Source organism: Bombella intestini, from assembly GCF_002003665.1.
In the GTDB taxonomy this organism is placed as follows: Bacteria; Pseudomonadota; Alphaproteobacteria; order Acetobacterales; family Acetobacteraceae; genus Bombella; species Bombella intestini.
This window is the reverse complement of record NZ_JATM01000002.1, coordinates 227,478-242,112: the sequence shown is the minus strand read 5'-3', so window position 1 is coordinate 242,112 and position 14,635 is coordinate 227,478. Positions and strand designations below refer to the sequence as shown.

At 55.1% G+C, this 14,635-nt stretch carries 12 protein-coding genes; 5 read left to right on the top strand and 7 right to left on the bottom strand.

Annotation, left to right across the window (positions count from 1 at the left end; translation table 11 throughout):
- Window positions 1–68: 68 nt before the first annotated feature.
- Genes holA through AL01_RS04255 form a run of 4 tightly spaced genes read right to left on the bottom strand, consistent with a single transcriptional unit; the run spans window position 69 to window position 5,001 of the window.
- Window positions 69–1,079 (bottom strand): DNA polymerase III subunit delta, encoded by a 1,011-nt coding sequence (holA, locus tag AL01_RS04270; RefSeq protein ID WP_077396212.1) that lies wholly within the window; start codon window positions 1,077–1,079, stop codon window positions 69–71.
- Window positions 1,076–1,822 (bottom strand): hypothetical protein, encoded by a 747-nt coding sequence (locus AL01_RS04265; RefSeq protein ID WP_241502698.1) that lies wholly within the window; start codon window positions 1,820–1,822, stop codon window positions 1,076–1,078. The genes holA and AL01_RS04265 overlap by 4 nt, the downstream gene beginning before the upstream one ends.
- Window positions 1,823–1,836: 14 nt before the next feature.
- On the bottom strand, window positions 1,837–4,452 hold the full coding sequence (leuS, locus tag AL01_RS04260) for a leucine--tRNA ligase (RefSeq protein WP_077396211.1): 2,616 nt from the start codon (window positions 4,450–4,452) through the stop codon (window positions 1,837–1,839).
- A 9-nt stretch (window positions 4,453–4,461) separates the two neighbouring features.
- Entirely contained in the window at window positions 4,462–5,001 is a 540-nt protein-coding gene (locus AL01_RS04255; protein WP_077396344.1) for a DUF3576 domain-containing protein, read from the bottom strand.
- A gap of 572 nt (window positions 5,002–5,573) precedes the next feature.
- Between AL01_RS04255 and AL01_RS04250 the strand changes: the two genes are divergently transcribed.
- The 5 genes from AL01_RS04250 to AL01_RS04230 all read left to right on the top strand — a co-directional run bounded on the left by AL01_RS04250 (window position 5,574) and on the right by AL01_RS04230 (window position 12,787).
- Window positions 5,574–6,137, top strand: a complete 564-nt coding sequence (locus AL01_RS04250; protein WP_077396210.1) for a hypothetical protein — start codon at window positions 5,574–5,576, stop codon at window positions 6,135–6,137.
- 62 nt (window positions 6,138–6,199) lie between these two features.
- Entirely contained in the window at window positions 6,200–10,225 is a 4,026-nt protein-coding gene (locus tag AL01_RS04245) for a Hint domain-containing protein (protein WP_077396209.1), read from the top strand.
- Between the two features lie 93 nt (window positions 10,226–10,318).
- Window positions 10,319–11,299 (top strand): AEC family transporter, encoded by a 981-nt coding sequence (locus AL01_RS04240; protein WP_077396208.1) that lies wholly within the window; start codon window positions 10,319–10,321, stop codon window positions 11,297–11,299.
- Window positions 11,296–11,787 carry a low molecular weight protein-tyrosine-phosphatase gene (locus AL01_RS04235; protein WP_077396207.1) on the top strand — a complete coding sequence of 164 codons (492 nt, stop codon included), beginning with the start codon at window positions 11,296–11,298 and terminating at the stop codon, window positions 11,785–11,787. The genes AL01_RS04240 and AL01_RS04235 overlap by 4 nt, the downstream gene beginning before the upstream one ends.
- A 52-nt stretch (window positions 11,788–11,839) precedes the next feature.
- Window positions 11,840–12,787, top strand: coding sequence for a 2-hydroxyacid dehydrogenase (locus AL01_RS04230; RefSeq protein ID WP_077396206.1), 948 nt, complete (start codon window positions 11,840–11,842; stop codon window positions 12,785–12,787).
- Window positions 12,788–12,874: 87 nt separating this feature from the next.
- On the opposite strand, the gene AL01_RS04225 is transcribed toward AL01_RS04230, so the two are convergent.
- From AL01_RS04225 to AL01_RS04215, 3 genes are all read right to left on the bottom strand, one after another.
- Window positions 12,875–13,351 (bottom strand): TM2 domain-containing protein, encoded by a 477-nt coding sequence (locus AL01_RS04225; RefSeq protein ID WP_077396205.1) that lies wholly within the window; start codon window positions 13,349–13,351, stop codon window positions 12,875–12,877.
- A gap of 126 nt (window positions 13,352–13,477) precedes the next feature.
- Window positions 13,478–14,236, bottom strand: coding sequence for an NAD kinase (locus tag AL01_RS04220; protein WP_077396204.1), 759 nt, complete (start codon window positions 14,234–14,236; stop codon window positions 13,478–13,480).
- A gap of 8 nt (window positions 14,237–14,244) precedes the next feature.
- Window positions 14,245–14,634 carry a hypothetical protein gene (locus AL01_RS04215; RefSeq protein ID WP_077396203.1) on the bottom strand — a complete coding sequence of 130 codons (390 nt, stop codon included), beginning with the start codon at window positions 14,632–14,634 and terminating at the stop codon, window positions 14,245–14,247.
- Between the last annotated feature and the right edge of the window lies 1 nt (window position 14,635).

The window sequence follows — 14,635 nt, the reverse complement described above, 5'->3', positions numbered from 1 at the left end:
AAGCAATAAGCGGATAAATCAATTAATTCGATGTAATAATATGGTTCCTCTTATAAAGAACCATTGCTCTAGTCCTGCTCGAACGCACGAGGGTGGCATAGCCTGACCAGATGGCGGCGGCAGAGCAAATCATCAGGCGTACCGCTTTGCTTACAGGCCAGTTCCAACTCTTGCGTTGCCTGTGCTGCCTGAGACGTCGTCACCAACGACCACCGCCTCATCCCTGCCAGAAACGCATCTTTACGGCGGAAGAAAACGGGCGGTTTTAACATACCCATCGCCTCCTGACGGGACTGCCCATTCTGCACCAGTAAAAAGGCTTGCTGGAACCGCTCCAACACGGACAACGTTACACGAGTAAAGGCCACAGAGGTAGCACCATCCCCCATGGCTCGCTCAAAGGCCCGATCCGCCTCCAGCCGATTTCCTGCCAAGGCAGCATAAACAGCATCATCCAACGAGGCTTGCCCGGAATCCCCTACACAGGCCTGCACATCCTCTACACTCAAGGTGCCACCAGGCTCGCCATACAGGCGCAATTTCTCGACTTCACTGCGGACCAATGCTCGGTCATTACCTAGATGCCCCAGCAACCAGGCCATACCGTCTCGATCCATACGGATTTTATCTTCTGCCAGAAGATCCACCACCGTACGGGAAAGAGAGTGCCCCTCTTCCGGATAACAACCGATGGAGGCCACATTTTTTGCTTTTTCTGCAAACTGCCGCAATTTGGACCGAGCACCAAGTCCCTGCCCTTCCAGAACAATCAGCGTATCACTCTCATGCTCCAGAACGGACTTTAGCGTACCTACAATGCCATCCTGTGCTCCTCGCAACCAGACAACACGTCGCCCACCTGTCAAAGAAAGAGCCAGAGCCTCCTCCCCCAATCTGTCCTGCTCTTCCTCTTCGAGGCGGGCCAACCGGAATGGGTCATCCAGATCATCTAAAACGGTCTGAACAGCCTCTTTCGCCCGCTCACGGATCAACCCGCCATCATCCCCATGAAGAAGAATTACACGCCAGCTGCCAGCTTTCTTCAGCGTCTGTCTGACAGCCTGCGCCGTGATCTTCACAGACCGTTATCCTCTTCCTCCTCCAGATTCCGGCTATCTTCGCCGGTCCGTGTGGAGGCGTTGTTACTGCTACGACCTGTTGCATTAGCCGGGAAGCCATCAACACCAAGATAGCGCAGGTCTGTCCGCTGGGTACCGGGCAGACGGTCCAGATACGGGTCCCGCCCCGGACGGATGGATTTCTCTGCTCCTAGCGACTGGTGCGACCGGAACCACACAGCAACCTGCATAGTGATGTCATGCGCCAGATTTTCGCCAATCCGCTTATAAAGCGTCTCGTTATTGAGCGTCTCGGCGAAATACTGCTCGATATTCATATTGTAGCCGTCCAGCGTCCGAGCATAACCCTGAGCCAGCACAGTATTCGCATCCCCAACACGATAGAGACGCCAATCCGCCCAACCAACACCCCGGGTGTGACCGGATGTGTTGTCTTGATGAATATCAACCGATTCAAGCGAGGCCGTAGCACTCACTTGCAAGATATAACCCTCTGGGCGTTCCGGCCCATCGCCTGCCATTTCTTTCTGCAAGCCAAGGCGTAGTTCCTGACCGAAGCGGGTCGGAATGTTCGCTACATAAACATCCTTTAGCTGATTGCTAATGGCGTCAGTCTTTTGTCCCGCCTGCTTACCATAAAGAGGCTGGAAGCCACACGCTCCCAGACTGGCAAGCCCGGCCCCTGCCATCAAGACGCCGAGGCCCCAGCGGACCATCTTCCTCATCGGGGAGATATTGCTCATCCAGCCTCTCACACTCAGCCTGCCACCACGAAGTTGACGATCCGGTTCGGCACGTGAATCTCCTTGACGATCCGCTTGCCTTCCAGCGCCTTCGCCACATTCGGCTCTGCTTTGGCCTGTGCCAATACGGCATCCTTCGCTTCATCCGGTGCGCATGTGATGGTGCCACGCAGCTTACCAAGAACCTGCACAGCGATGGTCACTTTCTTGACAGCCAACAGACTTTCATCTGCTTCCGGCCAGCTCCGTTCCACCACCATCGGGCCTTCCGGCTCCAGCAGCAGCATCAGCTCTTCTGCCAGATGCGGCATCATGGGAGAAATCAGCATGGCAAGCACATAAGCAGCCTCACGGCGGGCAGCAGACAGACCTTCTCCGTCTTTGCCCTCAGCGTCACCCAGTGCAGAAGATAGCTCATGCAGGCGGGCTACAGCCACATTCGGCGTGAAACCTTCCAGAGCCTCTGTCACGGCAGCAATCGTCCGATGCGTTACCTGGCGCAGATCTTCCCCGGCGGCACCGTGAGCCGCATCGGCCTTATCCTTTGCCGCCACAGCCTGAACCTGCCGATACAAACGCTGCATGAAACGCCCAGAAGCCGCCACGCCTGCCGCCGTCCATTCCATGTCACGCTCTGGCGGGCTATCAGACAGCACGAACCAGCGGGCCGTGTCAGCTCCATAACGCTCAATGATCTCTACCGGGGACACCGTGTTCCGCTTGGATTTGGACATCTTCTCCGAGCGTCCAACCGTAACGGGATTTCCATTATCCTTACGAACAACCACATCACCACGATGCTCAACCTCTTCCGGATAGAGCCACTGGCTTCCGTCACGGTAGCTCTCATGCGTGACCATACCTTGCGTGAAGAGGCCAGCAAATGGCTCGCTCACATCCAGATGGCCCGTCTTTTTCATCGCACGAGTAAAGAACCGAGCATAGAGCAAGTGCAGGATGGCATGTTCAATACCACCGATATACTGATCCACAGCCAGCCAGCCATCAGCGGCCTTGCGATCAGTCGGGGTTGCGGCCTTCGGAGCTGTGAAACGAGCAAAGTACCATGAACTATCCACGAACGTATCGCAGGTATCCGTCTCGCGCCGTGCTGCTTCACCACATTTCGGGCAGGAAACATGCTTCCATGTCGGATGATGGTCCAGCGGATTGCCCGGCGTGTCAAAGCTGACATCCTCCGGCAGCGTCACCGGCAGCTGATCTTCCGGCACGGGAACAGCTCCGCAGGAGTCGCAATAGATGATGGGGATCGGGCACCCCCAATAACGCTGACGGGAGATACCCCAGTCACGCAGACGCCAGTTGGTCACGCCTTGGCCAACACCAAGCTCCTCCACCCGCTCAATAGCAGCTCGGATGGCTTCCTTCGTGTTCTTCCCGCTCAGAAAACCAGAATTATAGAGCGTTGCCTCACCCGTGACGGCCTTCTTACCCACTGTAAAGCTGGCTTCTTCCTCCCCTGCAGGCAGCAGGACGGAAGGAACATCCAAACCATATTTACGGGCGAAGTCCAGATCACGCTGATCCCCACAAGGGCAACCGAACACGGCACCCGTGCCATATTCTGTCAGAACGAAATTAGCGATCCAGACAGGAGCCGTCTGCTCCGGGTTCAACGGATTCACCACACGCAAGCCTGTGTCGAAGCCGCGCTTCTCCATCGTGCTCAACGCTTCTTCGGACGTACCGACACGCTGACATTCTTCAACGAAGCTCTGTGCTTCCGGGTTGCTCGCTGCAATCTTGCGAGCCAGCGGATGATCCGCCGCAATACCGATGAAGCTCAGACCGAACAGCGTGTCAGGCCGTGTCGTGAAGACCTCAATAGAATCTCCGTCCACATCATAACCCTGCGGCGGGTTATGCAGGCTGAAACGAACCTTTGCCCCCTCGGACCGGCCAATCCAGCGTTCCTGCATCGTGCGGACACGCTCTGGCCATTTATCCAGTTCCTTCAACCCCTCCAGAAGAGGCTCGGCAAAGTCGGTGATCTTCAAGAACCACTGGGAGAGTGTCTTCTTCTCCACCAGCGCACCAGACCGCCAGCCTCGTCCATCCACGACCTGCTCATTAGCAAGAACAGTCTGGTCCACAGGGTCCCAGTTAACGGATGAATCACGCCGTTCCACCAGTCCAGCAGCCAACATATCGAGAAACAGCTTCTGCTGCTGGCCGTAATAATCCGGCAGGCAGGTTGCGATCTCACGCTTCCAGTCCAGAGAGAAACCAAGCCGCTGGAGCGTACCACGCATGGTATCAATGTTCTGGAGAGTCCACTTACCCGGGTGCACACCCCGCTCCCGTGCAGCATTTTCTGCAGGCAGACCGAAGGCATCCCAACCCATCGGGTGCATCACGGCATAACCACGAGCACGCCTATACCGGGCGACAACGTCACCCAGCGTATAGTTGCGCACATGCCCTACATGCAACTGCCCCGAAGGATAGGGGAACATTTCCAGAACATAATATTTCGGCTTATCGGCCGGGGGAACATCCGGTACGTGGAAAATGTCGGCTTCCGCCCACCGAGCTTGCCAGTGAGGCTCACGGGCATGGAAGTCGAAATTGGAAGACTCAGAAATGTTATTGGCTGTCATGTCACTCATTGGATTATCTTATTTCCCACCGCCATTCTCGGCCCGCAGCTGACGTGCCCGCTCCAGAATACGGGCTGTGATGTCCGCCGCTGTATTGGGAGCTGCGGGTGTATCTTCCCACTCTCCCCCATTAATGCGTGTCTGACGGAAGACGCTCAACCGGATGGCATCCGAACGCAAGCGGCGGTCCAATACATAGGCAGCAATCTTGAAGCGTTCATCCTGTGCGCCCGGGGGCTGGTACCAATCTGTCAGGATAACACCCCCCTGTGCATCGGCAGAGGCCATCGGCATGAAGGAAAGCGTATCAATCGCCCCACGCCAGAGATAAGCGTTTACCCCACCACGGAGCTGATCGTCACCACCCTGTGCGCCACGGTCCACGCCCAGAAGATGGTTGCGAGGCAATGTCAGCGAAGACGGATCACGCGGCTTTCCACCGCAGCCAGCCAGCCCGCCAACAGTCATCACCGCCAAGAGCGACAGTACCATAGGACGGCGTAGACCGTGCCAGAGGACAGAAGAACGGAATACTGGGCGTGATGATGAAAGGAACATGGGCAAACCTGCAAAGGCCGTGCCAGGGCCGGTCTTAAACAAGGCTTCCAGCATGGCAGGGGTGGAAGCATCGACTGTCAGAACAATTCCTTCTTATCGTGTTCCCCCTCACAGGCCAAGGGACATGGTACGGTGACAGACTTGCGAAAGTGTAAAAAAAACGCTAGCTAGACGTTGCGTGTCCACGTAGCTCAGCAGGATAGAGCACAGGATTCCTAATCGTAATTGGGCACCGGGATGGCAAACCACCCGGTGAATTCGCTCAAAGTCGGGGAACGCTAACGCCGTTTTAGGCCAAGCCAATCCCGAGCCAAGCCTACCCCCTACTTAGTGGGCAGGAAGGTGTAGAGACTGTACGGGCGACACCATGGCAGGCAAAACGCCTGTGGTGAAGAGACAGTCCAGACCACGAACGGCCCTTCCTCCAAGGGGGGACCGGCGGTGAAAACCGAAGTGGTATGAATCCTGGGGTCGAGGGTTCGAATCCCCCCGTGGACACCACACAAAACACCAATAGGATAGACTAGGATGACAGCCGGAGCAGATTCTCCCCTGCCCGCAAGGAAACCTGCATGACCCAACGAAATACTGAGGCCCTGCGGGCTTTTCAGAAATGGTTTCTTTCCATATCCGGCCCCGGCCTGACACACATTCCCCTCCATCAGCCGACCGCCCACAAAGACGGTATGATTACCATCACCCTCTATCGGCGTAACGGATATCAGGCGGAACTCTGCTACATTCCGCAGGGTCGGAAGTATACATTCGCCTTTCCTGATGAAAAGTCAGCCATAATGGCTTTCCTTGGTGGTTCGTTTGACTGTGATACATCCACAGTACCTAATTTTATTGAATCACATGGACGTGATCTTGTGCCAGATCGGTTCTTGGAACACCGAGGAGTTGACCCCCACAAACCACGACTAGAACAGGCACACCCATCACTTAAGATGGCAGAGGAGCTACGCACCATAGACCTTACAAACGGCAGTGCCGCTCGTGTTGTCTTCTTTTCCCCTAAAGGGGATGGTGTCGTTTTGGTCTGTAGTTTTTATGAAGACGACACCGATCTTAGCAGTGTGAACTATCTCCAAATGTTATCTGAGGAATGTAGCGATTCCTCTGGAGATTCTTAAAACGTTCATTTATATTTGCTTAATCTTGCCTGCCACAGCATAGCCGAAGGATTCCCTGCGTTATGGCCACTTCCTACACTTACGACACCCAGTACGATCGCCTTTTCGCCATTGGTACGAATAGCCTTCCTTCAAAATGGCATACGGTTCTTAACGGCAGCACAAAGCACGACGACGATACGTCCAACAACTACGTCAGTGGTGTCACTAGGTCTGGCAAGAACAGTCTTCTATATTCATATAATGGCCTTTCAGATGGCGGGATTGCCGTTAATGGTGGCTCCATAGCCATTATTGGGTCGAGCGGCCTCATGACGGGTGCCACGGCACTTTACAATGCCTCTATTGAGGCTCTGGGTGGTGGCGTCATCTCCCGTGGGATTGTCGGCTCATCAGGGGCCATCTTTGCCGGTGGTGTGACCGGTGCCGGTGCTAACGCAAAGTACGTCAGTGCGGGTGGTACCGCGCTAGACCCCATTGTCGGCTCCGGTGGGTATGCACTTGCTGGTGGTGGTGCGGCTGACTTCGTCGTTAAAGGCTATGCGGTGAACGGGTCCGGTGGTCTGATCAGCGGCGGAACATTTAACCCGGGCAGCCTTTACGGGGTTGGTAACGGGGGAACAGGGAGCGGCGGAACCCTCTTCGGTAGTCAGGCCGTGTTCTCCGGTGGTCTCTCCAAAGATCAGCTCTTTGCACATAGCCAAGGTATCCAGCTGGTCCTCAGTAACGGTTTGTCCTCCAACGCTACCATATTGGGTGGTACGCTTCTCAACTCTGGCGGAACCACCTCCGGTGCCACCATCAGCAATCGTGGGACAATGCAGGTCACCGGTGGGACGTATTTCAGTTGGCTTAACGCTGGCTACGCCCTGCAATACGGTAGCTATGGTCTCGGCTCCTCTTATGACGATGTCATTACATCCGGTGCGACTGAGATCGTCGGTAGTGATGGGACCGTAACGCGCTCTGTCCTCTCAAGTGGGGCAAAGGGCACGGTTCTTTATGGCGGGACAAGCGTGGGCCCCACTATCACCGGTGGTACAGAGACTGTTAGTTCCGGCGGGACGCTCCTCAATGGGGCTGTCAAAAATGGTGGTTCTGCCCTTGTTGCCTCGGGTGGCTATATTTCTGGCCTGAGTGCCAGCCAGGGCTATGCTGAAATTCAATCCGGTGGTGTTGGGTCTGAATTTGTCGCCAATAATGGCGGTACCATCCAGGTCGATAACGGCGGTAGCGCCAGTCATCTCGTTGTAAGTAACGGCGGTACCCTGACACTCCTCTCCGGCGGGACCATCAGAAACGGTGCTACCATCATCACCAATGCGACTGACCGCACCGTCTTCCCGGGCGGGGCATCGGTGGATTATATCGTGGCCAGTGGTGGTACATCGGTTATCACGTCCGGTGCTACAATTGGTGGCAACGCTATCTATGCTGTTGGTAGTGGTACGGCTCTTGTTTCCGGCTCGGGTGCTGCCGTTGGTACTGCTATGGCCGGCTCTGGGTCGGACCCCAATAACACGTCCGCCACCGGCGGTGCTGTTGTTATCGGCAACGGGGGTGTTGTCTCCTCCGCAACAGCCCAGATAAATGGTGCCGTTGTCCTCAGCTCTGGAGGGGCGATCGCTAACGGGCTCTCCATCGTTGGTGGTACGGGTAGCCTCATGTCCGGTGGCTTGATCAACAACAGTATACCGCTACAGGTCTCTGCTGGCACTGCGACGGTTGCACAAGGGTCGTGGTATGGCGCCCCAACAACCACATCGGCTGTTGGTGGGTCCCTGTTTGTTGATTCCGGCTACAGCTTCAAGGAAATTGATGTTGGCAGCAATGGGACAGCCACCATTAATGGCGCCGATGTCTTCACCATTAATGGTGCCCCCAATGCTGTTAATAATATTCTCGGCACAGGAACAATCCAGTACCTTTACGCCTCGAACGGGACGAATAACATCTCCAGTAAGGCTATCGTAGGTACCCTCAACGGAACGGGCGGAACGAACGACGTCTCCAGTGGAGCCTACGTCGTTAACCTCAATGCGACCGGCGGAACGAATACTATTCACGCCGCAGGCACCGTTGGGACTTTGACAGCCTCGGGTGCGACAAACACCATCTCCGGTGGGGGTGTCATCGGTGACCTCAATGCAACGGGCGGAACGAACAGCCTTACCAGCGGGGCTATCCTCAACCTCAACGCTACGAATGCAACGAACCTTATTTCCGCTAGGGCGTTCCTCTACACCTTCAACGCAATCGGTGGTGTAAACAGCGTCAGTTCTGGTGCCCGCATTACCACCATGCTCAGTGCCAGCCAGGGCGCCTCTCTCGCCATCGCCAGCGGTGCTATAGTACCGAATGTCACGCTGAATGGTGTCAATACGGACATCCCTCAGGGTGGTGCAGGCGTTAAGGTCCTTTCTGCTTTCAATGGAGCAACGAGCATCATCAACTCCGGTGCTCAGCTCAACAGCGTGTACCTCTCATCCGGTCAGGCTACTGTCGCCTCTGGTGCGTTCATTAGCCGCCTGACCATCATGAGCGGGGCTTCCGGTATTCTGAACTCCGGGGCGTCTGTCCAGCACATCGACGTTGCTAATGGCGGATGGGTCAGCGGGGCACGCATTGCCAATGGTGGCGAGCTGACTGTGTCCTCTGGCGGTACGGCTGTTCAGACCCTCGTCACGTACGATGCGGGTTCTGGCCAGCATGTTTCCAGCAGCCCCAACACCATGGTTCAGTCCGGCGGTACCATGTCCGGCGCTACGATTGTCGGTGCCACAGATAGTGCTGGAACAAACAACCTGGGCGGCCTGCTGAACATTGATTCTGGTGCCGTACTCGTCAACACCTCCATGGGCTACAACGCTCGTATCCGTGTTGCTGGACTGAAATACAGCAATTCCGGCAGTGTTAGCCTCAAACAGGGTCTTCTAACGGTTTCCGAGAACGGTCAGACTTGGCAGATAAACCTGACAGGTAGCTACGCTGACAACGGGTTCATCATCAATGATGACGGAAACGGCAATACCGTTATTGTCTATCAGAAGTGCTTCCTTGCTGGCAGCATGATCCGCACCCCCAAGGGGGAGAAAGCTGTGGAGCGGCTGCGTAAGGGCGAGCAGATCTGCGTCTTTAAAGACGGGAAAGAAGACGTTCGCGAGATTACAGCCGTCATCCAGCGTCGTGCCCGTGTTAACACGTCCCAGCCTGAGGATATGGCCGGTTGGTCCGTCATCGTGTCGAAGAATGCCTTTGGCGAGGGTCTGCCCAATAAGGACCTTTCTGTCACGCCGGAACATTGCTTCTACTTCGAAGGACGCTTCGTTCCTGCCCGTATGCTCGTCAACGGCACATCAATCCGCTACGACCACAGCCAGGTAGAGTATGACTACTACCATGTGCAGACGGCACCTCATTCCGTCATCTGGGCCAATGATGTTCTGACAGAAAGCTGGCTGGATACAGACGAGGAAGAACTCTACAAGCCAGATGGTTCCTCGGAAGACATCCTGAGCCTGGCAGAGCGTCAGCGGCTTAACTGGGACGAACATGCTGCAGCACCGCTGGATGTTTCGCAGGCCTTCGTGAAACCACTTCACGAGACCTTCGCTGCACGGGCGGCTGAACTGGGTATTACAAAGGTCGAAACGGCTGCTGATACCTCCCATGATGGTATGACGGCAGACCCCGCCCCCTATATCCGACTGGAAGATGGGCGGACTATTCGCCCGCAGCGGCATGAAGCAGGCCGTTATCTCTTCTCACTGCCTGCCCATGCCCGTCGTGTCATACTTGGCTCTCGGACGTTCCGTCCTTCCGAAAATATCGGGCCGCATATGGATGACCGCCGTGAGCTCGGTATGCTGGTTGGCCAGGTATCTGTCTGGGCTGGTGGCCATGAACATGTCATCACCCGCCATCTGACAGAACGGCACCTGAAGGGCTGGGATGTCATCGAAGCTGGACCGCATCGCTGGACGCAGGGGGAAGCAGAACTTCTTCTGCATGATGTTCCGTCCGCTAACGTTGGCCAGAACATGCTCAGCATCGAAGTGCAGGCCGGCGGTCCTTACCGGCAGGCCTAAAACCTGCTCCCCAAGGGAATAGAACTGTTCCCTTGGGGGCTGAAACGTCATAGGCTGTTTCATCACTTCCCTAAGCAGGACTGATGGCAGCCCATGACGACAGCCCTTTTCCTGACAATTATAGAAGCCATCCTGCCCATATTGGTTACACTTGGGTTAGGCTATCTGGCTGCATGGCGCAGGGACTTCGACTCCCATCAGGCTGGTGTTCTCATCCGGCTTGTCATGCTCTACGCTTTACCACTGGCTCTTCTAGCCTCTATCCTCAGCACACCACGGGAACGGGTTCTCTCGGCAGGGCCGTTAGCAGGCCTCATCCTCATAGCCATGCTCGGCGTCTATAGTGTTCTCTTCGCTATTCTGCGTTGGGGGCTAGGACGCAAACAAGGTGAAGCCGCCCTGATCACCATGACCGTGACGGGCCCGTCTGTTCCTTTTATTGGGATTCCCGTTCTTGGGCAGCTCTTTGGCCCGACCAGTGCCGTACCTATCTCTGTTGCATCTCTCGTTATGAATCTGTGTCAGATCCCTCTGACACTCATCCTGATGAACCATGACCAACAACGTCGGCAGCGTCAGGATGATGAGGCACAATCCACATGGCAAACCACATTGCGGGAGCTAGGTGGCCATCTTCTCCATTCCTGCAAAGAGCCTGTTGTCTGGGTGCCTATGCTGGCCTTTCTAATGGTGCTCGCTAATATCCGCCTCCCTTTGCCGCTCAAAAGCTCTCTCCAGCTTCTGGGGCATGCCACAGGGGGGACAGCACTGTTCGCCTCTGGCGTAGTCCTCTGTGCCCGACAGGTTCGGTTCAGCCTACCTGTGGGCCTCATGGTGCTGGGTAGGAACATTCTCATCCCGCTTGGCGTCTGTGCGCTCGCTTTCCTGTGGCATCTCCCCTCCTTAACCATGCAACAAGGGGTCCTCGCCATGGCTATGCCCAGTGCTGCCATGAATGTCATTCTCGCCATGCGCTATCACATGATGGAGCGTGAGATCGCCTCAGTCCTTTTTTTCGGTACAATTAGCTCCATATTGACTCTGGCATTCTTCATCTGGCTGACAAACGCATGACACACTCTTCTCCCTTTCCTTCTTTTCTTTTTGTCTGCACTGGCAATATCTGCCGTTCGCCCTTGGCCGAACTCGCCATGCGGCGAGAGGCCGAACAACGTGGTCTGACGGTTGATATTGATTCCGCCGGGACAGGAAACTGGCACGAAGGTGACCGACCAGACCCGCGCGCCCGCGCCACGGCAAAGCGTCATGGCCTAGATGGCAACCCCTTACGGGCGCGCCAAGTTAGGACTATGGATTTTGATAGGTTCGACCATATCATCGCCCTAGACAAATCTCACCTTACTGCCCTGAAAAAGCTTCAACCCTCTGGCAGCAAAGCCCGTGTCAGCCTTCTCTTAGACCATGTCCCCGGCCAGCAAGGGCGGGATGTTATAGACCCCTATTATGGCTCTGAAGATGGTTTTGAAACCACATGGCGTGATGTCGAGGCAGGGTGTAAAGCCTTAGCCGCCCGTTATCTGGACACCCCATCCTCCCGCTAAACGATAGCCGGCCCCCAAACCAGCCATCTCCTTCTTTCTGAAAGTATGCATCATGACTGCATCATCTTGGACAAAACAGCATCTGCTTCTGTTGGAGCCTCTTCCAGAACCCACCTTGGCGGTACTGGCGGAACATTTCATCATCCATCCTTTCACCAATATGGATGATCTGACCAAGATTGCGCCGGATATCCGAGCCATTGCTACAGGAGGCTCCTACGGCGTAGCACCTGAGGTCATGGCCGCTCTGCCACATCTGGAGATTATTGCCGTTAACGGGGTTGGACTGGACAGGATCGACCTTACAGAAGCCCGAAAGAGGCATATCCGGGTGACCGTCACCACGGACATTTCCACTAATGATGTCGCCGACATGGCCATGCTCCTCCTGCTGGCCTTGAAGCGTAATCTCAAGGCTAATGAACAGTTCCTGCTTGATGGCAACTGGGCAGCCGGGAAACTGCCTCCTCTGGCCCATTCTCTCAATGGCCGGAAGCTGGGTATTGCTGGTTTTGGCCGCATCGGTCAGGCCGTGGCACGACGGGCACAAGCCAGCAATATGGAAGTTGCTTACTTTAACCCCCATCCTCGTGAAGGTAGCTCCCTACCGTTCGAGCCCAGCCTCAAAGCACTAGCGGCGTGGGCAGATGTCCTCGTCATCACACTTCCTGCTACTGCGGCGACAAAAAATATCATCAATGCTGACATATTGGCAGCACTCGGCAAGGATGGTGTGCTGATCAACACAGCCCGAGGCAGTGTTATTGATGAAGAAGCCCTGCTGGCAGCCCTGAAGAGCAAAAGCATCGCCGGGGCTGGACTTGATGTCTTCCAAAACGAACCGACAATCAATCCGGCCTTCCTAACGCTAGATAATGTCGTGCTACAGCCACATCAGGCTTCCGCCACAATCGAGACACGGCTGGCCATGGGGCAGAATATCATCGACAATCTTCTAGCCCATTTCAGCGGCAAGCCTTTGCTCACACCAGCCTGCTAATTGGCCTTCCAAACGCATGCAGCCCGGAATATCCCATCAAAAGATATTCCGGGCTGCCTGTCATCTCACCTGTCGAAGCAGAGATGATTAGAACCATTCCTTTTTGTTCTTAACGTACGTCAAATAAAAATCCTCATCGGATTTTGTCATGTAGATAATGCCTTCAATAAAGGCGATAATAGCGATGATGAGGCTCGGGAAGCCCAATAGGATAATCCCAAATATCGTCACCAACAGCATGATGACACCAGTCCGGTTGTAACCCAGATAAAACTTGTGGACGCCTACCCCGCCACAAAAAAGGGCCAACAGCCCAGCGATCATTTTGGATTTACCACCAATCCCATCAAAGACATTCCCCAATCCCTCTTGCCGAACTGGCGGAACTGCGAAGATGGACTGAGCCTTATCATCTTGCACTTCAAAATCAACTGCCGTGCCGTTACGCAGTAGGGCACCTTCAGACCCGAAGCTGCTTCCCTTAAAAGAATAACGTTTGCCGTCATCCCCGCTGATAATGCCCTCACCTTGCTTCACATCGTAATTTAGAATGGTCCCACGCATCTCATCTCTCCATCTCGACTAAGAGAACCAAGAGTAAAAGAGAACTGACCAGACATAAAGCAACATTTCCGCCGAACACCCTCGGACGGACATAAAACAAGTGTGCCACCCTACAAGCGGTACGCTCTATTCGGCAAATTGTTCCGCAATAATCCGTTCTGACAGGCTATGATCTGGGTCGAATAGAAGCGTTACTTTCTTTTCATTATCCAACCGGACAATCACTTCATCCACATCACGAATCTCCTCCGGCCCTGCAACAGCCGAAGCGGGACGCTTCTCTGTGTCAGATAGGGTGAAACGGACCGTCACCCCTGCAGGTAAGAGGGCCCCCCGCCAATGCCGGGGATGAAAGGGGGAAATGGGTGTCAGAGACAAAAGCTCTGCCCCCAAGGGAATAATTGGCCCATGGGCGGAACGGTTATATGCGGTCGAGCCTGCGGGGGTCGACAAAATGATGCCATCACATGTCAGGCGGGGCATCCGCATCCGACCATCAATCTCAATGCCAATATGGACCGTCTGACGGGTTTCCCGATACAGGAACACGTCATTAAAGCCTATACCCTCATGAATCTCCCCAGAATTGGTCCGTGCCCACATATGCAAGGGAGCGATTTCCGTATGCTGAGCATGAGCCAGACGTTGTGGAAGATGGTCTTCTTCCGGGCAGTTCATCAGGAACCCGATCGTCCCGTAATTCATACCGAAAACAGGGACATCACTACCGCAGATATGCAGCAACGTCTCCAGCATAAAGCCATCCCCACCTAGGCACACCAGCACCTCGGCCTGCTCCAGCGGAACATTACCGTATCGCCCGGTAAAACGCTTCAACGCCTCCTGTGCAGCCTCGGTAGGAGCAGCAACGAAAGCTATATTCATACGCCGCCTCAGGGAGCCTCGCTTCCCTGGTGCTGGATCACATCATAAGCCGCTGAACCGGGATAAGCTCCCTTACGGACATCCAGAACCGAAGGACAAACCAACTTATCTTTATCATAGAGGGCTAGAACCCAGATTTTCCGCCCATCCAGACTGAGCAGCCCATGCACTTTCACATCATTGGACAGACGAACAAAAGGCAACAGGGACTCCGGCATGACGACATCCCGCCCATCAGAAAGTAGGACGCCATCACCCGTGATCCGACTGACCGTGCCGGTAAAAACCGGCACTGGCTTTACGTCATACTGGCAGTCCGCCGCATGGGAGGCCACGGGGAACAGACCAGCCAGCCCAGCTATCAGTACGGAAAGAGCAGAAAATCGGGTGATCATCATA

What these genes read in the sequence shown, in the direction of transcription:
- AL01_RS04265 (WP_241502698.1), bottom strand. Translation starts at nt 1,822, where the DNA reads ATGAGCAATATCTCCCCGATGAGGAAGATGGTCCGCTGGGGCCTCGGC.
- leuS (WP_077396211.1), bottom strand. Translation starts at nt 4,452, where the DNA reads ATGAGTGACATGACAGCCAATAACATTTCTGAGTCTTCCAATTTCGAC.
- AL01_RS04255 (WP_077396344.1), bottom strand. Translation starts at nt 5,001, where the DNA reads ATGTTCCTTTCATCATCACGCCCAGTATTCCGTTCTTCTGTCCTCTGG.
- AL01_RS04250 (WP_077396210.1), top strand. Translation starts at nt 5,574, where the DNA reads ATGACCCAACGAAATACTGAGGCCCTGCGGGCTTTTCAGAAATGGTTT.
- AL01_RS04245 (WP_077396209.1), top strand. Translation starts at nt 6,200, where the DNA reads ATGGCCACTTCCTACACTTACGACACCCAGTACGATCGCCTTTTCGCC.
- AL01_RS04240 (WP_077396208.1), top strand. Translation starts at nt 10,319, where the DNA reads ATGACGACAGCCCTTTTCCTGACAATTATAGAAGCCATCCTGCCCATA.
- AL01_RS04235 (WP_077396207.1), top strand. Translation starts at nt 11,296, where the DNA reads ATGACACACTCTTCTCCCTTTCCTTCTTTTCTTTTTGTCTGCACTGGC.
- AL01_RS04230 (WP_077396206.1), top strand. Translation starts at nt 11,840, where the DNA reads ATGACTGCATCATCTTGGACAAAACAGCATCTGCTTCTGTTGGAGCCT.
- AL01_RS04225 (WP_077396205.1), bottom strand. Translation starts at nt 13,351, where the DNA reads ATGCGTGGGACCATTCTAAATTACGATGTGAAGCAAGGTGAGGGCATT.
- AL01_RS04220 (WP_077396204.1), bottom strand. Translation starts at nt 14,236, where the DNA reads ATGAATATAGCTTTCGTTGCTGCTCCTACCGAGGCTGCACAGGAGGCG.
- AL01_RS04215 (WP_077396203.1), bottom strand. Translation starts at nt 14,634, where the DNA reads ATGATGATCACCCGATTTTCTGCTCTTTCCGTACTGATAGCTGGGCTG.